Source organism: Teichococcus vastitatis (assembly GCF_003604215.1).
Taxonomy (GTDB): Bacteria; Pseudomonadota; Alphaproteobacteria; order Acetobacterales; family Acetobacteraceae; genus Pseudoroseomonas; species Pseudoroseomonas vastitatis.
The window spans coordinates 252,854-275,697 of record NZ_QXGS01000002.1; the positions used below are offsets into that span (position 1 = coordinate 252,854).

Annotated in this window: 13 protein-coding genes; 6 read left to right on the forward strand and 7 right to left on the reverse strand. The window is 71.8% G+C overall.

From position 1 onward, the window contains the following. Nucleotides 1-42 precede the first annotated feature (42 nt). The 7 genes from D2K64_RS04885 to D2K64_RS04915 form a co-directional block, all read right to left on the reverse strand. On the reverse strand, nucleotides 43-807 hold the full coding sequence (locus tag D2K64_RS04885; protein WP_120007088.1) for a meso-2,3-butanediol dehydrogenase: 765 nt from the start codon (nucleotides 805-807) through the stop codon (nucleotides 43-45). A gap of 79 nt (nucleotides 808-886) precedes the next feature. Next, nucleotides 887-2,179 (reverse strand): capsule biosynthesis protein, encoded by a 1,293-nt coding sequence (locus tag D2K64_RS04890; protein ID WP_120007089.1) that lies wholly within the window; start codon nucleotides 2,177-2,179, stop codon nucleotides 887-889. A gap of 36 nt (nucleotides 2,180-2,215) precedes the next feature. Continuing rightward, nucleotides 2,216-3,358, reverse strand: coding sequence for a DEAD/DEAH box helicase (locus tag D2K64_RS04895; RefSeq protein ID WP_120007090.1), 1,143 nt, complete (start codon nucleotides 3,356-3,358; stop codon nucleotides 2,216-2,218). 37 nt (nucleotides 3,359-3,395) lie between these two features. Further along, entirely contained in the window at nucleotides 3,396-4,712 is a 1,317-nt protein-coding gene (locus tag D2K64_RS04900) for an aminotransferase class I/II-fold pyridoxal phosphate-dependent enzyme (protein WP_120007091.1), read from the reverse strand. Next, nucleotides 4,709-12,046 (reverse strand): type I polyketide synthase, encoded by a 7,338-nt coding sequence (locus D2K64_RS04905; RefSeq protein WP_120007092.1) that lies wholly within the window; start codon nucleotides 12,044-12,046, stop codon nucleotides 4,709-4,711. Before D2K64_RS04905 ends, D2K64_RS04900 begins: the two co-directional genes overlap by 4 nt. A 104-nt stretch (nucleotides 12,047-12,150) precedes the next feature. Beyond that, complete coding sequence (locus D2K64_RS04910) at nucleotides 12,151-13,497, reverse strand: glycosyltransferase family 4 protein (RefSeq protein ID WP_238384017.1); 1,347 nt, start codon at nucleotides 13,495-13,497, stop codon at nucleotides 12,151-12,153. A gap of 254 nt (nucleotides 13,498-13,751) precedes the next feature. Next, nucleotides 13,752-14,774 carry a C-terminal binding protein gene (locus tag D2K64_RS04915; protein WP_120007094.1) on the reverse strand — a complete coding sequence of 341 codons (1,023 nt, stop codon included), beginning with the start codon at nucleotides 14,772-14,774 and terminating at the stop codon, nucleotides 13,752-13,754. 113 nt (nucleotides 14,775-14,887) lie between these two features. Between D2K64_RS04915 and D2K64_RS04920 the strand changes: the two genes are divergently transcribed. The 6 genes from D2K64_RS04920 to fdhE all read left to right on the forward strand — a co-directional run bounded on the left by D2K64_RS04920 (nucleotide 14,888) and on the right by fdhE (nucleotide 22,842). Further along, nucleotides 14,888-15,637, forward strand: coding sequence for an SDR family NAD(P)-dependent oxidoreductase (locus D2K64_RS04920; protein WP_120007095.1), 750 nt, complete (start codon nucleotides 14,888-14,890; stop codon nucleotides 15,635-15,637). 472 nt (nucleotides 15,638-16,109) lie between these two features. Further along, complete coding sequence (fdhD, locus tag D2K64_RS04925; protein WP_238384018.1) at nucleotides 16,110-16,973, forward strand: formate dehydrogenase accessory sulfurtransferase FdhD; 864 nt, start codon at nucleotides 16,110-16,112, stop codon at nucleotides 16,971-16,973. 120 nt (nucleotides 16,974-17,093) lie between these two features. Continuing rightward, nucleotides 17,094-20,183, forward strand: coding sequence for a formate dehydrogenase-N subunit alpha (gene fdnG, locus D2K64_RS04935; RefSeq protein WP_157985726.1), 3,090 nt, complete (start codon nucleotides 17,094-17,096; stop codon nucleotides 20,181-20,183). Further along, nucleotides 20,180-21,172 carry a formate dehydrogenase subunit beta gene (fdxH, locus tag D2K64_RS04940; RefSeq protein ID WP_120007097.1) on the forward strand — a complete coding sequence of 331 codons (993 nt, stop codon included), beginning with the start codon at nucleotides 20,180-20,182 and terminating at the stop codon, nucleotides 21,170-21,172. Before fdnG ends, fdxH begins: the two co-directional genes overlap by 4 nt. Then, a complete protein-coding gene (locus D2K64_RS04945) occupies nucleotides 21,172-21,852 on the forward strand; it encodes a formate dehydrogenase subunit gamma (RefSeq protein WP_120007098.1) in 681 nt (226 codons plus the stop codon). The genes fdxH and D2K64_RS04945 overlap by 1 nt, the downstream gene beginning before the upstream one ends. Before the next feature lie 72 nt (nucleotides 21,853-21,924). Next, the gene (gene fdhE, locus D2K64_RS04950; RefSeq protein WP_120007099.1) at nucleotides 21,925-22,842 is read left to right on the forward strand and encodes a formate dehydrogenase accessory protein FdhE; all 918 of its coding nucleotides are present in this window, start codon (nucleotides 21,925-21,927) and stop codon (nucleotides 22,840-22,842) included. Nucleotides 22,843-22,844: the final 2 nt, after the last annotated feature.

Consider the following 22,844-nt stretch of genomic DNA (forward strand, 5'->3'; position numbering starts at 1 on the left):
ATGTCCCAGCGGGCCGGGGAGGCAACGCTTCCCCGGCCCGTCTTATGCCTGGGGCGGCTGGCCGTTCGAGGCCATCAGCCCGCCATCCACCGGCAGGTTCACCCCGGTGATGAAGCGGGCATCCTCGCTGGCGAGGAACAGGATCGGCCCGGCGATGTCATCCGGCGTCGCCGGCGCGCCGAGGGGCATGCGCTCGCGGAACTTCGCCACCAGCGCCTCGTCCTGCAGCATGTCGCCGGTCAACTCGCTGGCCGTGAAGCTGGGGTTCACCGCGTTCACCCGCACGCCGCTGCGGCCGAGGTCGAGCGCCATGGCGCGCGTCAGATTGGTCACCGCGCCCTTGGCGGCGTTGTAGGCGCTCATGCCCCAGTCGCCGCCGAGGCCGGACACGGAGGACACGTTGACGATGCTGCCCCGGGTCTTCTTGAGCGGCGGCAGCGCGGCCTTGCTGCACAGGAACACGCCCTCCACGTCGGTGGCCATGACCTTGCGCCAGTCCTCCAGGCTGACCTCCTCCACCGGGCCCATCACTGCGATGCCGGCATTGTTGACCAGCACGTTGAGCCGGTCGAAGCGGCGGATCGCGGCGTCAACCAGGCCCTGCGCTTCCGCGGGGTCGGACACGTCGGCCACATGAACCAGGGTGCGGTCGGCGGGCAGGTCCTGCGCCACGCGCTGCAGCTTGTCGGCGCTGCGGCCGTTCAGCACCACCGCGGCGCCTTCCGCCGAGAAGCGCCGCGCCGCGCCTTCGCCGATGCCGGAGCCCGCACCGGTGACGATCACCACCTTGCCGTCGAATCGCGCCATGTCGTGTCCTTGCCTGTGTTGCAGTGCGATGGGGCAGGGAACGCGGGAAGCCGCCGAAGTTTGCCGCCCGCCGCGCGGCTCAGGACCCCGTGGCGGCGGCGGTGCCCGGAACCGCGGGATCGGACGGGTGCAGCAATTCAGGGTCCGGCTGGTTCAGCAGGTCGCGGTGCAGCCGCCGCACCGCCGCCCGCACCGCGATGTCGAGGCCGGGCCGGTTGTAGTACACGCCGCGGATATGCAGCGAATGCGCGATGCAGCGCAGGAAGCCTTCGCGCAGCGGGATCTCGGGCGGCGTTCCCTCGGTCCAGAAGCGGTCGAGCGGGCCGGAGAACACCAGGCCGGGAATGCGGTACAGCGCCTCGCCCAGCGCAAAGGTCGGCGTGTGGTCGATGATGGAGCGCAGCCCCACCGTGCTGTTCACGGTGACCGTGCCCTGCACCTGTTCCACGATGGCGCCAAGATTGCCGCCGCCGAGATAATGCATCCGCTGCTCCAGCCCGAACTCGCGGGCGATGGCGCGGGAGCGGCGCTTCCAGTTCTTCAGCCCCGGATCCAGCGGATGCACCTTGACCAAAAGATGCGCGTCGGGCGGCGCGTGGGCGGCGAAGCTTTGCGCCACCTCGCGCAGCGCGGTGTCGAGGTCGCGATACTTGGAATAGGCGCGGATGGAGAAGTCGGTTTCCATCTGCATCGCCATCAGGAACAGCGGCCCGGTGCCGGCCAGCCGCTTCAGGATGGCGTCCGCCCGCCGGTTCGAGGCGCCGCGCCGCAGCAGCCGCCACAGCACGCCAAGATACACCGGCACCGGATTGTAGATCTGGTGGCTCTCGTAATGCGGGAACGGCCAGGGCAGCAGCGTGCTGAGGTGGTACAGGATGTCCCACGCTGCCTGCAGCCGGAAATCGTCGAGGTGATGAACCTGCAGGTCCGGCGGCGGCAGCAGCGCGCCGGCCCGCACGATCTCCGCCGGGTCGCGGGTGAAGCGGGACGCGGCATTCATGCCGTCCCGCTCCAGCACGATCCAGTCGGGGCGGATGTAGCCGAAATCGGTGACCGCCACGCGGATGCCCCGCGCCGCGGCGGCGGCGATGGCGGCCTTGTTGTAGGGGCGCTGCTCGCCCAGCAGCACCAAGTCGGTGATGCCGTGCCGGTCCATGAAGCCGGCGACGAAATCCGGCCATTCCGCCGCCCGGCCCCGGAAATCAACCGCGCCGGGGCCGCGCCAGAACAGGCGGTCGCCCAGGTTCAGGTTGATGCGGTGCACCGCGTGGCCCAGCGCCCGCAGCCCGGCTCCCACCTCGTCGAAGAACGGCGAGATCGGGCCTTGCAGGAACAGGAACCGCTTCGGCGCTATGGTGTCCGGTCCCGGCATTTGCGTCCCGGTTGAAGCGGGGCGGAGGCGTTGCTGTCAATCACTCGTTGCCGGAAATCGCCCGGGCAGCGCCGCGCCCCAGAGCCGCCAGCGTCCCGACACCGGTGCCGGCAGCCGTGCCATGGCCTGCAGCATCGGTGCGTTGTGCTGCAGGATCCACGACACCTCCACCTCCGCCCAGCGCCGGCGCTCGGCCCAGCCGATGGCCTCGGACAGCAGCGCGCCCATGGCATGCGCCGACACCGGCGTGCCGCGCCAAGCGCGCCGGATGCCCAGCATCGGCAGGCGCGCGCTGCGGGCGCCGCCGGCCAGGGCGCGCAGCAGGCGGGCCCAGCCAAAGGGCAGCAGCCGCCCGCCCAGCCCGGCCGCCGCCGGCTCGATGTTGGGGATCAGGGAGGCGAGGCCGATCGGCTCGCCCTTCCATTCGGCGAACAGCACCGTGCCGCTGATCAGCATCGGCCGCAGCAGCTTCGCCATCATGCGCGCCTCGGCCGCCGACACCGGCAGGGCGCCCCAGTTCTCCGCCCAGGCATCGTTGAAGATGTCCCGCACCAGCGCGACCTCCTGCGCCAGGCGGGTGGTGTCCAGGCGCCGGATCACGAGGTCGCGGCGGCCCTCCCAGCGGCGCAGCAGCCGGGCGAAGCGGGCGCGGTGCGCTTCCCGCGCCACGTCCAGCGTGCAGGCCAGCACGTCCATCTCCCGCTCGAGGCCGGCCTCGTCCAACATCGGCGGCAGCCAGGCGGGATTGCGCGGCATGCGCGGCATGGGCAGCGCGCCGCCCTCCACCAGCAGGCCGATCTCGTGGTTGATGGTAAAGGAAACCGGGCCACGCAGCCGGGTGGCGCCACGCCCGGCCAGCCAGGACGCGGCGGCATGCAGCAGGGCGCGCAGCACCGCCGGGTCCCGCTCCAGCGCCAGGAATCCGAAGCCGCCCCGTTCGCCGCCGCCGCGCGGCAGGGATGCGGCGATGCGCCCCACCGGGCGGCCGTTGCGCCAGGCCAGGAAGCGCGGCACGTCCCATTCGGCCAGCGCGGCGTTGAAGCCGGGATCGAAGATGCGGCGCGAATCGGCGAACAGCGGCACCGACCAGGGCTCGCCCGCCGCCTGCAGCGCCGCGGGCAGGCGAATAAAGGCGTCCGCCTCGGCGCGACCGGACACCGGACGCACGATGAGGCTCATGGAGGGTGGCGCGACGTCCCGCCGGCGCGGCGCGGCATCAGAGCGCGAGGCTCTCGACCCGGCCGACCGACCGCACCGCCGCCGTCAGCGCTTCCGCCGCGCGGTCCAGGTCGTCCTCGTCATGGCCGGCGGACACGAAAAAGCGCAGGCGCGACGATTGCTCGGGAACGGCCGGAAAGGTCACCACCTGCACCGCGACGCCGCGCTCCAGAAGGGCGCCCGCCACCTTCACCGCGCGGATCGAGGAACCGAGGATCACCGGCACGATGGCCGAGCCCTGGCTGCCGCCGGTGTCGAAGCCGCGCGCGCGCAGGCGGTCGCGCAGGCCCAGCCCGTTGCGCTGCAGCCGCGCGACGCGCTCCGGCTCGGCCCGCAGCACGTCGAGCGAGGCCAGCGCGGCGGCCGCCAGCGGCGGTGCCAGCGCTACGGAATACACCGAGCCCGGCACGGTGTGGCGCAGCCAGTCGATCACCTCGGCCCGCGCCGCGATGTAGCCGCCGCAGGCCGACAGCGTCTTGCTCAGCGTGCCCATCCACAGGTCCACGCCGGCGGGATCGACGCCCTGCGCTTCCGCCACGCCGCGCCCGGTGGCGCCGAGCACGCCCAGCGAATGCGCCTCGTCCACCATCAGCCAGGCATCGTTCCGCTGCGCCAGCTCCACGCAGCGGGCGAGGTCGGGGCTGTCGCCATCCATGCTGTAATGGCCTTCCACCAGCAGCAGGGCGCGCTGCGCCCCGCGGCGGGCCGCGGCCATGTCCCGCGCGGCGGCGGCCATGTCGTTGTGCGCGAAGGGCAGGCGGCGGGCACCGGACAGGCGGGCGCCCTCGGTGCAGGAATTATGGATGGCTGCGTCGTGCAGGATCAGGTCGCGCGGCCCCATCAGGTGGCCGATCACCGTGACGTTGGTGGCATGGCCGGACACAAAGGTCAGCGCCGCCTCGGCGCCGTGCCATTCCGCCAGCGCCGCTTCCAGCTTCCGGTGCAGGTCCCGCTCGCCCGAGGTGATGCGCGAGGCGGAGGGCGAGACGCCGTAGCGGTCCACCGCCGCCTTGGCCGCCTCCCGCACCCGCGGATCGCCGTTCAGGCCGAGGTAGTTGTAGGAGGCGAAGTTGATCACCTCCCGCCCCTCGATGCGGCTGTGCGCCCCGGCCAGGCCGTCATGCTGGCGGAACAGCGGACTCTGCATCTCCAGCTGGTCCAGCGCCGCCTTCAGCAGGCTGAAATCGCGCATGCCGGGCAGGGTGGAGAAATCCCGCGCGCTGCCGGCCTCGGGGCGCGGCGCATCGCCGCCGCGCCGCTTCGACAGCCGCGCCAGCAGCGCCATGCGCGCCGTGGCGGACAGGGCGCCGCTCATTCCGCGGCCTCCGCGCGGGGCGGCGGGGCCGGCGGCGTCGACGGCTCGAACTGTTCCACTAGGCCTGCCACGGTATCCTCCTCCGCCCGGCCGCCGGCCAGGGCATCGCTGAGCTTGCGCGCCAGCAGGTCGATGGTCAGGTCCTCCGTCACCGAGGCCAGCGGCACCGGCATGCCGAGGCGCTGCTCCAGCGCGCCGCGCAGCTCGAGCCCGCCGAGGCTGTCCAGGCCGAGCCCGGCCAGCGGCGCGTCGGCCGGCACCGCCTCGGGCGGCAGGCGCAGGATGCGGGCCAGCTCCTCCTGCACGGTGCTGCGGAGCAGGGCGCGGGCAGCGTCCGGTGCCAGGCCCAGCAGGTGGTCGCGCAGCGCGCCTTCCGGGCCGGCCTCGGCGCGTCCGCGCACCGCCTCGAAGAGCGGCTCGGCCAGGATCGGCAGGATGCGACCGGCCTCGCGCCAGCCGATGCGCGCCATGCCCACCACGGGCGCGCCGCTGCGCAGCATGGCGGGCAGCGCCGACAGCGCCTCGGCCGCCGCCATTGCCTCGACACCCAGGCGGCGGGCCAGGGTTTCGGCGGTGTCGGCCTGCGCCAGCAGGATGCCGGCATCGGCGATCGGGCCCCAGCCCACGGCCAGCGCCGGCAATCCTTCGGCGTGGCGGGCGCGGGCCAGCGCTTCCAGCGCCATGTTGGCGGCGACGTAGTTGCCCTGGCCCGGATTGCCCATCGCCGTGGTGGCGGAGGAGAAGAGCAGGAACAGCTCCAGCGGGTCGTGCCGCGTCAGCCGGTCGAGATGCCGGGCGGCGGTGAGCTTCGGCCGCAGCACGCGGGCGAAGCGCGCGGCGTCCAGAGCGCTGGCGGCGCCATCGTCGAACACGGCGGCAGCCTGCACCACGCCGACCAGGGGTGGCCCCTCGGCGCGGATCTCGGCCAGCGCCGCCTCCAGCGACCGCTCATCGGCGGCATCGGCGGCGTGCACGGTGGCGCGGGCCCCGAGCGCGGCGAGGGCGGTCACAGCGGCTTCCGCTCCCGGCGCGGTGCCGCCGCGGCGCGACAGCAGGGCCAGCTGCGTGGCACCCTGCGCCGCCAGCCACTTGGCGCATTCGAAGCCGAAGCCGCCCGTGCCGCCCACCACCAGAATGGTGCCCGCGGGGGGCGTCCAGCCGGTCTCCGGGGCCGCCTGCGCCGGGATCACCGGCGGAAGCAGCACCAGCTTGCCGATATGCTGGCTGGCTTGCAGCGTGCGGAAGGCGGCTTCCACCTCCCCGGCTGGGCGGACCGTGTAGGGGATCGGGCGCAGCGTGCCGGCGGCGAAGCGGTCCGAGATATTTCCCAGCAGCCGACGGGCCAGGTCCGGCCGGGCCTTGGGCAACTGGTCCACATCGACGCCGAAATAGGTCAGGTTGTTGCGGTAGGGGCGCAGCCCGACCCGGCGGTTCTCGAAGAAGTCGCGCTTGCCCAGCTCGATGAAGCGGCCGAACGGCCTCACCAGCCCGAGCGAGCGCTCCATCGCGTCCCCGGCCAGGGAGTTCAGCACCACATCCACCCCTTCCGGCCAGACGGCGCGGAGCTGGTCGGCGAAGCCCGGATCGCGGCTGTCAAGCACAAGCTCGGCCCCGCAGGCGCGCAGGAAGGCGCGCTTGGCGGGGGTGCCGGCGGTGGCGGCGACGCGGGCGCCGGCTGCCAGCGCCACCTGCAGCGCGGCCAGCCCCACCGCGCCGGCGCCACCATGGATCAGCACCGTTTCACCGGGCCGGAGGTTGGCGCAGTTCTCCAGTGAATACACCGCGGTGAGAAAGGCCACCGGCACCGCGGCGGCGGCGGCGAAGCCCAGGCCCGGGGGCAGAACCGCCAAGGCCTCGGCCCGGGTGCGGACGCGGCTGGCCAGCGCCGCAGGGGCGAAGCCGAACACCGCGTCACCGGGCCGGAGCGGGCCGCCGGGCGCCGCCTGCTCCACCACCCCGGCCATCTCCATGCCCAGGGTTGGGCCGGCGAAGCCGGACAGCAGGGCTTCCTCGGGCAACAGGCCCTGGGCCCACATCAGGTCGCGGAAGTTGAGCCCGGCGGCCTCGACCCGCACTACCACCTCGCCTTCCGCGATCCTGCCCTGACCGGGCAGGTCCAGCTCCTGCCAATCCAGCGTGCCGAGCTGGCCGGGCTGGCGCACCACCAGCCGGGCCGGGCCGCGCGGCGCCCCGGAGGGCGCGGCACCGGGCCGCAGCCGCGGCACCAGCCGGGCATCGGGCGCGAGCAAGATCTCGGGCTCGGCATCGTCCGCCCGTTGCAGCAATTCGGGCAGCAGGCGCGCGGCGGCGTCCCGTGGCGTGAAGCCGGACGACAGTCCGATGCGGGCCGGCGCCAGCTCCGGCATCTCATTGGCCAGCACCCGGCCCAGCCCGACCAGGGCGGCCGCTTCCGGCACGGCGCCGGCATCGCCGGTGACCAGAACCAACGCCTTGGCGCTGCCCCGCGCGGCCTCGGCCAGGGCGGTGACATGGGCCAGGGTGCCGGGCAGGGCTGCTTCGTCCGGACAGGCCAGAACCACGAGCCGCGCCCCGGCCAGGGCCCGCGGCGCCTGCCGCGCGGCATCCTCCAGCCGGTGGCGAGTGGTGCCGGTGCCGCGAGCCGCCAGGGCTTCTTCCAGCGCAACCGCCAGCGCCGTGCTGGCGGCGTCGGCGTGCAGTTGCAGCGGCGGGCCGGCCGGCGGCGCCGGAATCGCGGCTTCCACCATCGCGGCCTCGGCCCAGGCGGTCAGCAGCACGGCCGGCCAGGGTGCGGCGGCCAGTGGCGTGGCGCCGGAGCAGCCGGCCGCCACCTGCCATTCCGCCGCATCGGGCAGGGCGGACGCATCGCCGCGCCACCAGCCGGGGTTCTGCCCGCAGGCGAAATCCCAGGCGCGGCCCGGCAGCGGCTCAGCCAGCAGCAGCACGCCGCCGGGCGCCAGGGCGGCGCGCAGAGCCGGCAGCAGGCCGGTGCCGCGGCCCGCCCGCGCCGCGGCGGCCAGGCCCACCACCAGGTCAGCCGAGGCGGTGGGCAGGCTGGCGGAGGCCGGGTCCCAGGGCTCGAAGCGCGCCGTGATGGTTTCCGCATGCGGCGGAAGGGCGGCCGCCCGGCCATCGCCGGCGATCACCAGCTCCACCTGCCGGCCGCTGGCGCCCAGCGCCGCCAGCAGGGCGCGGGTCAGCGGTCCTCCTTGGGCGCCGATTTCCAGCACACGCAGCGGCCGCCCGGCGGGCCAGCCGGTGGCCAGATGGGCCACCGCCTCCGCCAGAACCGACGCCAGCCGCGCGAAGCCGGCCGCCTCGGGCGGCGGCAGCGGCGCCTCGGCGGGCGGGCTGGCGGACAGCGCCGCCGGCATGCGTTCCGCCGCCAGCGCCAGCCAGGCCAGCTCATGGGCCAGGGCCGGCGCCTCATCGAGCACGGATTGCCAGATGGCGGAGGCTTCCGGCAGGTCGTCGGCGGGTGAAAGCCGCCAGCGGTCACCCCCGAGCGGCTCCGCCAGGCCGTCTTCCGCCAGGGCGCGCAGCAGCGCCAGGGCATAGGGCGACTGGTGGCGGGCTGGCAGCATCCCGCCCGGGTCGCACAACGGACGCAGCGCGGCATGGGCGCTGGCCACCAGGTGACCCTCCAGCAGCAGGGCCGTCTCGTCCAGCGCCTGCGCCGCATCCTTTTCACAGGCGGCCCGCAGCGCCGCTTCCAGATCCAGCACAGGCGGCGCGCCCGGCAGGCCCGCGGACGGGCGCAGCGCCACGCGGAACAGCGAATCCTCGATAACCGGGCGGGGGACCAGGCGGATGCGCTGCATCCAGCCCTGATCCAGCCAGGCCACCACCTGGCCGCCGCCATCGCGCAGCGCCAGCTGGTACAGGCCAGACCGTTCGCCGCTGTGCAGGACGCGCAGGTCGCCGCTCACCGGCACCGGGGCGCCGCGGCGCAGCACCAGGCGGCCGAAGCGCACCGGCACCACCGCGCGGCCATCCGCCGCTTCGCCGTCCGACAGCAGGCCGACCAACCCCTGCAGCAATCCATCCAGCCGCACCGGGTGCAACAGCCAGCCGGCGGCATCCGGTGGGGCGGCGGGCGGCAGCGACAGGCTGACGGTAGCCGCGCGACGATCCGCGCTGATCCGGGATTCGGCCAAGCCCTGAAAAGCCGGTCCGTAATCCAGCTGAAAGCGCCGCGCCAAGGCCAGCGACTCGGCGGCCGGCAGCATCGTGCCATCCGCCAGAAAGGGCGGCGGCGGATCGGCCAGCCCGGCCAGGGTGGCGGCCGCTACTTCGCCGCGCGCGTGCAGCGTCCAGCTTTCGGCCGACAGGCGCGGGCGGCTTTCCAGCAGCACCGTGTTCGTCTCCGCCTCCAGCGTGCAGCGCAGCTCGCGCGTCGCATCGGCGGAAAGCGGCAGCGGGCGGAGGATCTGCAGGTCCCGCACCTCCAGCGCGGGAGCGTCGGGAAAGCGCAGGGCGGCGACGGCCAGCGCCATGTCCAGCATGGCGGCGGCCGGCAGCACCGGCTCGCCGCCCAGCCTGTGGTCGGCGAGCCAGGGTTCCAGCGCCGCGTCCAGCAGGCGGGACCAGCGCAGCGGCTCCTGGCCCTGACGGAAGCCCAGCAGCGGGTGGTCCAGCACCGGGTCGGTCAGCCGCGCCGATTCGGTGGTGGCGGTGAACCAGGCGCGCTGCCGGTCATAGGGCGTGTGCGGCAGGCTGCGCCACTCGGCGGGTCCTGTCCAGGCCGCGGCATCGCGCAGCACGGCGCCCTGCGCCAGAGCGCGGTCGGCCATCGCCGGAAAGGGATCGCCGGCGCCGTCGCGGCGGGACAGGCTGGCCAGCACCGGCGCTTCGGCCTCGGCGGCGCGCAGGCTGTCGCGGAGGTAGGATTGCAGCACCGGATGCGGGCCGATCTCGATGAACAGCCGGGCGCCGGCATCCACCGCCGCCTGCACCGCGTCCTGAAAGCGCACCGGGTCGCGCAGGTTGTGCCACCAATAGGCGGCATCCAGCGCCGCGCCGGGCAGCTTGGTGCCGGTCACCGAGGACAGGAAGCCGAGGCTGCCATCCGCCGGGCGCAGCGTCCGCAGGTCGGCCGCCAGGGCGTCCCGCACCGGGTCCATCGCGGCGGAATGGAAGGCGTAGTCGAGGTCGAGCTTCACCGCTGCCCAGCGCCGCGCCTTGGCCTCCGCCACCAGCCTGTCCAGCGCCGCTTCCGGCCCGGCCACGGTGACGGAACCCGGCGCATTGCGCGCGGCGATCTCCGGCCGCCAGCCGGATTCGTCGGGCTCCAGCGCCTCGATCAGCGGCAGCACTGCTTCCGCGCCGGCGCCGATCGCAGCCATGCGGCCGATGCCCCGCCGGCTGTGCTGCGCGCGGGAGCGCGCGACCACCAGTTGCGCCGCCTGCTCCAGGTCGAGCATGCCGGCGGCCCAGGCGGCGGCGACCTCGCCCACCGAATGGCCCAGGCACAGATGCGACCGCAGCCCGTGCTCGGCCAGGGCGGCGACCACCCCCACCTGCACCAGGAACAACAAGGGCTGCGCGCTGTCGGTGTTGGCCAGGGTTTCGGCCGGGACGCCCGCGGCCAGCAGCGCCGCGCCGGACCAGCCGGTGAGCGGCGCCAGAACGGCATCCGCCTGCTCCACCGCGCCGCGGAAGGCGGCGTTGTGCGCCATGGCCTCGCGCGCCATGCCGGCGAACTGCGCGCCATTGCCGGAAAACACGAAGGCCACCGCTCCGGCGGCGCCGGGACGGGCGATGCCCTGGACGGCGCCGGCCGGACGCTCCCCGGCCAGCCAGGCCTCCAGCAGCGGAGCGGCCTCGCCGCGCAGCACCAAGCGATGCGCGTGCAGGTCGCGGTGGCGCAGCGCACCGCGCCGCAGGGCCGGGCCGGCGGGCGCCTCGCGCAGCCGGCCGCGCCATTCCGTGGCCAGGCTCTTCAGCGCGGCGGCGGAACGGGCGGTCAGCACCAGCGGCGGCGCGGCCGCGTTCTCCGGTACGGCGGGGGCGGGCAGGGCGGTGGGCAGGGGGCACGGCGCGCGGCCGAGCAGCACGGATGCGTTGGTGCCGCCGAAGCCGAAGCTGTTGACGCCGGCCAGCGCGTCCGGCGCCAGGTCCAGCGCTTCCAGCGTGGTAGGCACGCGGATGTTCAGCCCGGCGAAGTCGATCTGCGGATTGGGGCTGTTGAAATGCAGGTTGGGCGGCACGGCGCCGTGCTCCAGCACCAGCATCGCCTTCAGCAGCCCGGCCATGCCGGAAGCGGGCTCCAGGTGGCCGATGTTGGTTTTCACCGAGCCCACCGGCAGCGGCGCGGCGCGGTTGCGCGCCAGGGCGGTGCCGATGGCCCAGCTTTCCGCCGGATCGCCGGCCTGGGTGCCGGTGCCGTGCGCCTCGAAATAGGCAAGGCGGGACGGGTCGGCGCCGGCCTCGGCCAGCACCTGTTCCAGCAGCGCCGCCTGCGCTTCGCGGTTGGGCAGCGACAGGCCGATGGTGCGGCCGGCGGCGTTGGTGCCGCTGGCCAGGATCACGCCCCGCACCGCGTCGCCATCCGCCAGCGCCGCCGAAAGCGGCTTCAGCACCACCACGCCGGCGCCCTCGCCGCGCACATAGCCATCCGCCGCGGCATCGAAGGCCTGGCAGCGGCCGCGCGAGGACAGCATGCCGGCGCGCGAGAAGCCGGCGAAGGCGAAGGGCGAGAGCAGCAGCTGTACACCGCCGACCAGGGCGGATTCGACCTGCCCGGCGCGGATCGCCGCCACCGCCGCGTGCAGCGCCACCAGGGAGGAGGAACAGGCGGTGTCCACCGTCTGGCCCGGCCCGCGCAGGTCGAACACGTTGGTGAGGCGGTTCGACAGGATCGACAGGGTGTTGCCCGTCATGAAGTAGCGGTCGGTGCCGGCGGGATCGGACAGCCGCAGCTCGGCGTGGTCGGTGGAGGAGCCGCCGATCCAGACGCCCACCGGCCGCCCGGCGAGGCGGCTGGCCGGCCAGCCGGCATCCTCCAGCGCTTCCGACGCCACTTCCAGCAGCAGGCGCTGCTGCGGGTCCATCTCGGCGGCCTCGCGCGGGGACAGGCCGAAGGCGGGGGCGTCGAAGCCGGTGATGTCGCCCAGATGGGCGGCGGCAAAGGAATAGGACCGCCCCGGCTCGCCCTTGCGCGGGTGGTGGAAGGCGGCCTGGGCGAAGCGGTCGGCGGGCAGGGTGCCGACCGCGTCGGTGCCCGCGGCCAGCATGTGCCAGAAGCCTTCCAGATCGGCGGCGCCGGGCAGCCGGCAGGCCGCGCCCACGATGGCGATCGGCTCCGCGGGGGACACGGCGCGCAGGGCGCGGGGAAGGCTTTGTCCTTCGGTCATTCTACCTGCTCGGCAGGCCGCGGCAGCGGCCCTGTGCGAAACAACACGCGTCGGCGGGCGTGGCGAACCGGGCGGCGAAGCTCAACCGGCTTCACCCCGGCGGCTCACGGCATGGCCCCGTCCCGGGCCGCCACAACAGCGGCGGGGTCCGCCCAGGCCGGCATCGCTGGCCGCGGGCGGAAGGTGCGGGCGCTGCCGCTGCGAACCGGAACCGGCGGCTGGCGCGTCACCTCGGACAGCAGCGCCGCCACGTCCCGGAAGTGCTCGTCCCAGCGCGGCGTGGTCCAGCCCGCCATCCGGTCCAGCTGGGCCGCGCGGCCGGTGCTGCCGGGGGAGGCATAGTCCAGCACCGCGTTGCGCCAGGCGCTGCCGTCGAGCGGGTCCAGGTAGTCCGGCACGGTGCCGCCCACCTCGCGCAGCGCCGGCAGGTCGGAGCAGATGGCCGGCACGCCGGCCGCCAGCGCCTCGGCCAGCGGCAGGCCGTAGCCTTCGGCGAAGGAGGGAAACAGCAGCGCGCGGGCGCCGTGCAGCAGCTCCGCCACCCGGCGGTCGGACACCTGCCCGACCTCGCGCACCACGCCCTCCAGGCTGGAGCAGCGTTCCAGGATGTCGAGCACGTTCTCGTTTTCCCAGCCGCGCTTGCCGATGATCAGCAGCTGCGGCGTGGCCTCGCCCAGCTGCGCCCTCAGCATGCGCCAGAGATGCAGCAGCAGCAGGTGGTTCTTGCGCGGCTCGATGGTGCCGAGCGCCACGAAGTAAGGCTGGCCAGGCGTGGCCGGGGCGGGCGGCGCCACCGAATCGATTCCCAGCGGGGCGACCAGCACCGGGGGCGCCGCGCCGCCACGCGCGGCAAGGTAGGGCGCCAGCGCCTCGGCGGTCGCCGCCGAATTGGCGATGATGCCGTCGGCCAGCGCGGCGGTGGTGCGGATGCGGCGCAGATGCTTCTCAGCCTGGCCGGGCCGCGCATATTCCGGATGCGTCAGCGGGATCAGGTCGTGGATCAGGGGCACAAAGGCGCAGCCGGCGCGGCGCATCGCCTCGATCGGGCCGCTGCGGTCCAGCGCCCGGTGCGACACCAGGAGAAAGGCGAAGCGGTGGCGGCGGGCGAGCAGGCGCGACAGCTCGCTGCGGCCAAAGCCCAGCAGCAGCCGCCCCCGGCCCAGCGCGCCGAGCCGCGCGGCGCGGCGGAAGGCCAAGCCGTTGGGCTGATCGTCGCTCCAGGCCTCGGTGAGCACGGCCACCAGATCCGCCACCAGCTGGCGCGGCAGCAGGGCAAAGCCGCCCTGCAGCTCCTGGCCGACGAAGCTGCCCTGCCCGGGCGGGCGGGACAGCAGGTCGCGGGCATAGGCCAGTTCAACGCGGTCGATGCCGGAAGGCGTCCGCTTGCGTCCGCAACCCAGCAGTCTTGAGACGTCAAGGATTACGTGCGTGCCATCTTGGCGCGAGTCCACGGGCATTGTGCATCCTCAGCAACACTCCCGTCCCGCGCGCAGGGCCGAACGGCACGCTTTCGCGACAGGACGGGTTGCCCCGCTATGTTGCGTCTGCGAAGAGATGACGCCCAATGTTCTGAAGAATCTTTCTCGCGTCAATCGTAATCAGCCGGGATGGACACTTCTCATAGGTTGTATTGCGGGGTGGACACAACCTGACCTCGGCAGGGGCATTTTGTTGATAACGTGTTAAGTTTCTTCCGGCATGCTGATCAATCGGCATCGGGCGGAATGACGTTGCTGGACAAGCCGTCCAGCAGCACGTCGCGCATGGTTTCGGCGCTCTTCACCCGGATATCCTGCCAGGCATGCGGGGTGTGGAAGGCGCTGTGCGGTGTCACGATCAGCCGGCCGGTCAGCCAGGGTTCGCGCGCCCGGTAGGCGGCAAGCAGGGGATGCGGCGGCTCCGCCGGCGGCTCCACCGGCAGCACATCGAGGCCGGCCCCGGCCAGATGGTCATCGCGCAGGCAGCGCTCCAGCCCATCCAGGTCGAGGATCGGACCGCGCGCCGTGTTCACCACCACCGCGCCGCGCGGCAGCTGGCGCAACGCCACCTCATCCACCAGCTTCGCCGTGGTGCGGGTCAGCGGCGCGTGGATCGACAATGTGTTGGTCTGCGCCATGAATTCCGGCAGGGAGCGGATGCGGGTGATGCCGAGGGCGCGGTCGACCCCGTTCGGCAGATACGGATCGTGGAAGATGACGCGGTAGCCGAAGGCCTTGGCGCGCAGCGCCGCGGCCGTGCCGATCCGCCCGAGGCCCAGGATGCCGAAGGTGTGCGCTTCCGGCCGCTGCACCAGCGGGCTGTCGAGGTAGCGCCATTCCGCCGGGTCCAGGCCCTGGGACGGCTCGCCGCGCTGCAGGTCATGGTGCAGCAGCAATCCGCGCCGCAGCGCCATCACCAGGGCAATGGCATGGTCGGCCACTTCGGCGGTGCCGTAATCGGGGATGTTGCAGACGGTGATGCCGCGCTCGGCCAGGGCGGGGCGGTCGAGCCGGTCGTAGCCGACGCCCATGCGCACCACCACCTTGAGCTTCGGGAAGCGGTGCAACTGGCTGCCGGGCAGCCAGTTGCGGAACACGAACAGCCCCTCGGCCTCGGCGCAATGCTCGTCGGGCAGGGACTCGACCCCCGCTTCGCCGCCGCCGCGCAGCAGCCGCACGGTGGGGCCGAGGATCTCGGCCTCCAGCGCGGTGTCGGGATAAAGGGCCTCGGGTTCGAGCACGAGCCGCATCCTGGGAATCCTCCGATCGGTTTCTGCTGCCGCTTGCCCGCAGGATGCGGGCGTGGGCTTGGGCAGGCAAGGGCGCCGGCCTATCCTGGCGGCGACAAGAAAGGAAACGGAGCATGGCGCATCGGCGGATCCTGGTGACGGGCGCATCGAGCGGCATCGGCGCCGCCACGGTGCGCGCCCTGGCGGCGCCTGGCATCGCCCTGGCGGTGCATGCGCGGGCCAACCGCGAGGGGGCCGAACGCAGCGCCGCCGCCGCACGCGCGGCGGGCGCCGAGGCCGAGGTGCTGCTGGCCGACCTGTCCTGCCCCGAGGCGCCGGAGCGGCTGGTGCGGGAGGCGGCCGGCGCGCTGGGCGGGCTGGACGTGCTGGTGTCCAATGCCGGCTTTGCCGACCGTACCCCGGTGGCGGAGCTGACCGACGCCGCCTTTGCCCGCAGCCAGGACACCGTCCTGGGCGCGCTGTTCCGGCTGGCCCGCGCCGCCGGCCCGATCCTGGCGGAAGGCGAGGCGCCGCGGCTGGTCGCGGTGTCCTCCTTCGTGGCGCATAACTTCCGCACCGACAGCGCGGTGTTTCCCGCATCCGCCGCGGCCAAGGCGGGGGTGGAGGCGCTGGTGAAGGCCTTGGCACTGGAATGGGCGCCGCGGGTGACGGTGAACGCGGTGGCGCCGGGCTACACCCAGAAGGATGCCGGGGCGCATGCGGCTCTGGATGCCGGCGCTTGGGATGCGGTGCGCGCCCGCATTCCGCTGCGCCGGCTGGGGCAGCCGGCCGATGTGGCGGCGGCGATCGCCTTTCTGGCCTCGCCGGCGGCTGGCTACATCACCGGCCAGTGCCTGCACGTGGATGGCGGCGTGGTGATCTGACGCCGCTGCCCGACAGGCGACCTCCGCCATGCCGTCGCGGTGGCCGCGGTCTGGTGCATGGCGCCGCCGGCGTGCAACAGGATCTCGCCCTCCGGCCGGCTGACGCGGATGGCGAGCAGGCGATCCGAGGTTGCCTGGCCAGGAAGGCCGCCGCGGCCGCACCTTCCGCGCCGGGGCGGACCCACCCGGGGAGGATGCGTCCGGTGGGGCCGAGCCGGACGGTGCGGCCACCCTGCCGTCGGTCGTTCCGAAATCGGCAGCGGGCGCCAGCGGCGCCAGGCCGATGCGGCGAAACAGCCAATCGGCCCGGCGAAGCGCGCCATGATCTTGCGACCGCCATGGCTGCCGGTTCGGTGATCACGAAAACGTCAATCCTATCCTGCGGCGTGGCGCGCGGTGATCCCGGACCGCGGCTCGGCATTCCGCCGCCAGCTGGCCATGTCTGGGGCCGCGCGCTACTGCGAAGGCCTGCATGATGCCCGAACCCGATCCCGTTGAACCAGATGCCGAGGCCGCGGAGCGGCCGGTCGGCCTCCCGCAAGCGCAGGCGGTGGCCGAGGTGCGCCGCTGGCGCGCCGGCGCCGAGAGCGGGCCGGCCGCCTCCCTGTTGCCGGAAGAAGTGGCGGTAGCCTTCACCTATGACCGCGCCAGCCATGCCGTGATGATGGCGACCCCGCGCGACTTGGAAGATTTCGCCTGCGGCTTCAGCCTGACCGAGGGGATCATCGAGCGCCGTGAGCAGTTGGCCGGGCTGGAGGTGGTGCCACGCCCGGCCGGCATCGAGTTGCGCATGGAACTGGCGGAAGACCGCCTGGACGCGTTGCTGCGCCGCCGCCGTCACATGGCGGGGCCGGTCGGCTGCGGCTTGTGCGGGCTGGAAAGCCTGGAAGCGGTGCTGCGGCCCTTGCCGCCGGTGCCCCGGGAGGGCGGCATCGGCGCCTCCGCGGTGCTGGCGGCGCTGGAGGCGCTGTCGGCCGGGCAGGCGCTGCACCAGGCGACCCGGGCCGTGCATGCCGCCGGCTTCTGGAGCCCCGCGGCCGGGCTGGTGGCAGTGCGGGAGGATGTCGGCCGGCACAACGCGCTGGACAAGCTGGCGGGCGCGCTGCTGCGACAAGGCGTCCGGGCGGCGGACGGCGCCGTGGTGCTGACCAGCCGCGTCTCGGTGGAGATGGTGCAGAAGGCGGCCATCATGGGTGCGCCGGTGCTGATCGCGGTGTCCGCGCCCACCGCTCTGGCAGTGCGCAGCGCCGAGCAATGCGGCATGACGCTGGTGGCGCGTGCCCGCAACGACGGCTTCGACGTGCACAGCCATTCCAGGCGCGTCACAACCTCCTGAAATCGCACCGGAAGAGCTGCGGCCGGCAGGTTCGGCCCAAGGCACCGGTTTTGCTTGACAGCCGCGGCGCGCGAAGCCCAATTCCCGAGTTGGGACATCGTGTTTTTCGGGGGTGCGTTCATGAACGTGGAGCTCTCGCGGCGTGGCTTCTTGAAAGCCACCGGTGCGGGTGTGGCGGCAACATCTCTCGGGGCGATGGGCTTCGGGGCGGCGGAAGCGGCGGTGGCCGCGCATGTGCGCCCCCTGAAGCTGGCCAACACCACCGAGACGCGCAACACCTGCCCTTACTGCTCGGTCGCCTGCGGCATCATCATCTATTCCAAGGGTGATGTGAGGAAGGGCGAGCGTGCCGAGGTCGTCCACATCGAGGGCGACGTCGATCACCCGACCAACCTCGGCACGCTGTGCCCGAAGGGCGCGGCGCTGAAGGATTTCGTGCAGGCGCCGACGCGCCTGACGCAGCCGCGCATCCGCAAGCCCGGCTCGGACCGGTTCGAGGACGTGTCCTGGGACGCCGCGCTGGATCGCATCGCGCGGCTGATGAAGCACGACCGCGACGCCAATTTCCTGGCGACGAATGCGGAAGGGCTGGCGGTGAACCGCTGGACCACCACCGGCATGCTGGCGGCCTCCGCCACCACCAACGAGACCGCCTGGACCACCTTCAAGGTCGCCAAGGCGCTCGGCATCGTCGGATTCGACAACCAGGCTCGCGTCTGACACGGCCCCACGGTGTCCAGTTTGGGCCCGACATTTGGCCGTGGCGCGATGACGAACGCCTGGACCGACATCAAGAACACCGACCTCGTCGTCGTCATGGGCGGCAACGCGGCGGAAGCGCATCCCTGCGGCTTCAAATGGGTCACGGAGGCGAAAGCCCACCGCGGCGCCAAGCTGATCGTCGTGGACCCGCGCTACACCCGCACGGCCTCCGTGTCGGATTTCTACGCGCCGATCCGGCAGGGCACGGACATCGCCTTCCTGCTGGGCGTGATCAACTACTGCATCCAGAACAACAAGGTGCAGTGGGACTATACCAAGGCCTTCACCAACGCCTCCTACATCATCCAGGACGGCTTCGGGTACAGCGACGGCCTGTTCACCGGCTATGACGAGGAGAAGCGCGACTATGACCGGTCGAGCTGGGACTACGTCATGGACGAGGACGGCTTCGCCCGGACCGACCCGACGCTCACGCACCCGCGCTGCGTCTGGAACCTGCTGAAGGACCACGTCTCGGCCTACACGCCGGAGATGGTGGAGCGCATCTGCGGCACCCCGAAGGCGAAGTTCCTGAAGGTCGCCGAAGTGATCTCGGAGTGTTCCTCGCCGACCAAAACGATGACGTCGATGTACGCCCTCGGCTGGACCCAGCACTCGCACGGCGCGCAGAACATCCGCGCCATGGCCATGCTGCAGCTGATCCTGGGCAATATCGGCGTGCGCGGCGGCGGCATGAACGCGCTGCGCGGGCATTCCAACATCCAGGGCCTGACCGATCTGGGCCTGATGTCGCACCTGCTCACCGGCTATCTGAACATGCCGACGGAGAAGGAGCCGGATTTCGAGACCTACATGAAGTCGCGGCAGTTCAGGCCATTGCGGCCGGGACAGACCTCCTACTGGCAGAACTACCGGAAGTTCATGGTGAGCTTCCAGAAGGCCATGTGGGGCGATGCGGCGACCGCCGAGAATGGCTGGGGCTACCACTACCTGCCGAAGCTCGACGTGCCGGCCTACGACGTGCTGCGCATGTTCGAGCTGATGAATCATGGCCGCGTCAACGGCTACATCTGCCAGGGCTTCAACCCGGTGCTGGCCTTCCCCAACCGGGGCAAGGTGGTGGCCGGCCTGTCCAAGCTGAAGTTCCTGATCACCATGGACCCGCTGGAGACGGAAACGGCGCGGTTCTGGGAGAACCACGGCGAGTTCAACGATGTCGACACGGCCTCGATCCAGACGGAGGTGATCCAGCTTCCCACCCGCTGCTTCGCGGAGGATGAGGGCTCGCTGACCAATTCCGGGCGGTGGCTGCAATGGTTCTGGCCGGCGGCCACCCCGCCGGGCGAGGCCAGGTCGGACATCTGGATCATGTCGCAGATCTTCCTGCGCATGCGGGAGATGTACCGCCGGGAAGGCGGCGCGTTCCCCGATCCGCTGCTGAACCTCAGCTGGGATTATCACGACCCGAACGACCCCGAGCCCGAGGAACTGGCCAAGGAGATCAATGGCCGCGCTCTGCGCGACCTCACCGATCCCAATGACCCGTCCAGGGTGCTGGTGCCGGCGGGCAAGCAGGTGCTGAACTTCACCCAGCTGCGCGACGACGGCTCCACCATGTGCGGCTGCTGGATCTATTCCGGCAACTTCAACGAGGCCGGCAACAACATGGCGCGCCGGGACAATCATGACCCGGACAACACCGGCGCCTATCTCGGCTGGACCTTTGCCTGGCCGCTGAACCGGCGCACCCTGTACAACCGTGCCTCGGCCGACCTGAACGGCAAGCCGTGGGACCCGTCCCGCAAGCTGATGGAATGGGACGGCACCAAGTGGACCGGGTATGACGTGCCGGATATCGCGCCCAATGCGAAGCCGCAGGACGTGATGCCGTTCATCATGAACCAGGAAGGCGTCTCCCGCCTGTTCTCCCGGGGGATGATGCGGGACGGGCCGTTCCCGGCGCATATGGAGCCGTTCGAGAGCCCGGTGCAGAACGTCTTCAATCGTAAGATGCGCGGCAACCCCGTGGCCCGCATCTTCGAGAGCGACGTGTCGCAATTCGGCACCTCGGACGAGTTCCCCTACGCCGCCACCTCGTACCGTTTGACCGAGCACTTTCACTACTGGACCAAGCACAACCGGGTGAATGCCTCGCTGCAGCCCGAGTTCTTCGTCGAGCTGTCGGAAGAGCTGGCGGCGGAGAAGGGCATCCAGCCCGGCTCCTGGGTGCGCGTCTGGTCGAAGCGGGGCTCGGTGAAGGCCAAGGCGATGGTAACCAAGCGTATCCGCCCCATGATGTGCGATGGCAAAACCGTGCACGTCATCGGCATTCCGCTGCACTGGGGCTTCGTGGGCGCCGCCAAGAAGGGCTTCGGTCCCAATTCGCTGACACCTTTCGTCGGCGAGGCGAACATCGAGACGCCGGGCTACAAGGCGTTCCTGGTCAATATCGAGCCGAGCACGGCGCCCGGAGGAGCGGTGGCATGATGGACAGCCCTCGCACGGCGGTCAGCAACCCGCCGACCCAGCCCATGGCCAGCAATCTCGGGCCGGGCGACCTGATCCGGCGCTCGGCGACGGCGGAGCTGCCGCCGCCGACGCGCAAGCTGACCGAGGTCGCCAAGCTGATCGATGTGTCCAAATGCATCGGCTGCAAGGCGTGCCAATCGGCCTGTGTCGAGTGGAACGACACGCATCCGGCGGTGGGGGAGAATGTGGGTGCCTATGAGAACCCGCATGACCTGACCGAGAACATGTTCACCCTGATGCGCTTCACGGAATGGGTGAACCCGGAAACGGACAGCCTGGAATGGCTGATCCGCAAGGATGGCTGCATGCATTGCGCCGATCCGGGCTGCCTGAAGGCCTGCCCGGCGCCCGGCGCCATCGTGCAGTATTCCAACGGCATCGTGGATTTCATCCACGAGAACTGCATCGGCTGCGGCTATTGCGTGAAGGGCTGCCCCTTCAACATCCCGCGCATCTCCAAGGCCGATCACCGCTCCTACAAATGCACCCTCTGTTCCGACCGCGTGGCGGTGGGGCAGGGGCCGGCCTGCGCCAAGGCCTGCCCGACCGGGGCGATCGTGTTCGGCACCAAGGCCGACATGATCAAGCACGCCGAGGGGCGCATCACCGATCTGAAGTCGCGCGGCTATGCCAATGCCGGGCTGTATGACCCGCCCGGCGTCGGCGGCACGCATGTGATGTACGTGCTGCACCACAACGACAAGCCGCACATCTACGCCAACCTGCCGGACGACCCGAAGATCTCGCCGCTGGTCCAGGGCTGGAAGGGCGTCACCAAATATGTCGGCATCGCCGCCATGAGCATGATGGCGGTGGGCAGCGTGATCCACGGCGTCTTTGCCCGGCCGAACCGCGTCGCGGCCGAGGATGAGGAGAACGCCGAGAAGCTGGTGGAGGGCAAGCCGGTGCCGCCGCCGAACCACGCCACCACCTCGGAGGGGCGCTGATGGTGGAGAAGATCCAGCCGGGAGATGCCATCCATCCGGGCAAGCCGGTGACGGTGGACCGCTACGGCCCGGCGGCCCGCGCCAACCACTGGATCACGGCGCTCAGCCTGATCCTGCTGGGGATCTCGGGCCTCGCGCTGTTCACGCCGTCGCTTTATTTTCTGACTGGACTGTTCGGCAGCGGGCAGAACACCCGCGCCGTTCATCCGTGGATCGGCGTGGTGCTGTTCCTGTCCTTCTTCGTGTTCTTCTTTCAGCTCTGGCGGGCCAACCTGCCGGAGCGCGTGGACATCGTCTGGTTGTCCAAGATCCGCGACCTGCTCAGCGGCCACGAGGAGAACCTGCCGGAGCTCGGCAAGTACAATGCCGGCCAGAAATTCATCTTCTGGGGCATGACCGCGCTGATCCTGGTGCTGATCGCATCCGGCGTGGTGATCTGGGAACAGTATTTCGCCGAATACTTCTCCATTCCGGCGCGCCGCGTCGCGGTGCTGGCGCATTCGGTCGCCGCGGTGCTGATCATCTGCATCTTCATCCTGCACGTCTACGCGGCCATCTGGACGCGCGGTACGCTGCAGGCGATGACGCGGGGAACGGTGACCGGCGGCTGGGCCTGGCGCCACCACCGCAAATGGCTGCGCGAACTGGCCGGGCAGCGCAAAACCGGCCCCGCGGAATAATTTCGATCCTTTCCGCCCAGGCCGCCGCGTCGGTCCGGGCGCCAGTGGCCGGTCCGGCCCGACGAGGTTTGCATGTCCAGTTCCTCCGGCCTCCAGCCCGATCCTTCCATGATCGGGCGCCTGGTGAAGCCCGTCTTCGCGGTGCTGCCAGACCCGACCGCGCTGTTCCGGCAGCGGGCGGAACGCTTTGCGGTGCTGGCGGAAGGGCATGACCTCGCCCCCTATCTGCGGTTCCTCGGCGCGCTGAGCGCGGTGCAGGCCGATCTGGTCGCCTGCCTGCCGGCACCCGATGCCGTGCCGCCCGAACAGGTGGAGCGCGCCCGCGCCAACGCCATGCCGCCGCTGGACCGCGGCGCGCTGGGGGCCTCGGAGGATTTCCGCGCCACCCTGGTCCGGTTTCTGGAGGCCGCCGCATCGGTGGAGATGCCGGCGCCGGCCGCGGCGGCGCTCGCCGAACTGCACCAGGCGCCGCGCACCGCGCTCGGCGAGATGATCGGCAACGTCATGGGCGACGCCATTCCGTTCGAGATGCTGGCCCAGCACCTGTTCCTGTCCGCCGCCACGCAGGTTCATGCGGCGAGGCTGGCCGCGACGCTGGAGGCGGACAAGCTGGTGCCGCTGGAGACCGGCCTGTGCCCGGTCTGCGGCGGCCCGCCCGCCTCCTCGGTGGTGGTCGGCGTGCAGGGGGCGGAAGGCGCCCGCTACGCCGCCTGCGCCTTTTGCGGCACGCGCTGGAACGAGGTGCGGATCAAGTGCCTCGCCTGCGGCTCCACCAAGGGCGTCGGCTACAAATCCGCCGGAACGGAGAATGCCACGGTGAAGGCGGAATGCTGCGATTCCTGCCGTTCCTGGGTGAAGATCCTGTATGCCGACAGGAACCCGGCGCTGGAGGCGGTGGCGGATGACGTGGCCAGCCTCGGCCTCGATCTGCTGATGCAGAACACCGAATACCGCCGTGCCGGCTTTGATCCCTTTCTGATCGGGTACTGAGC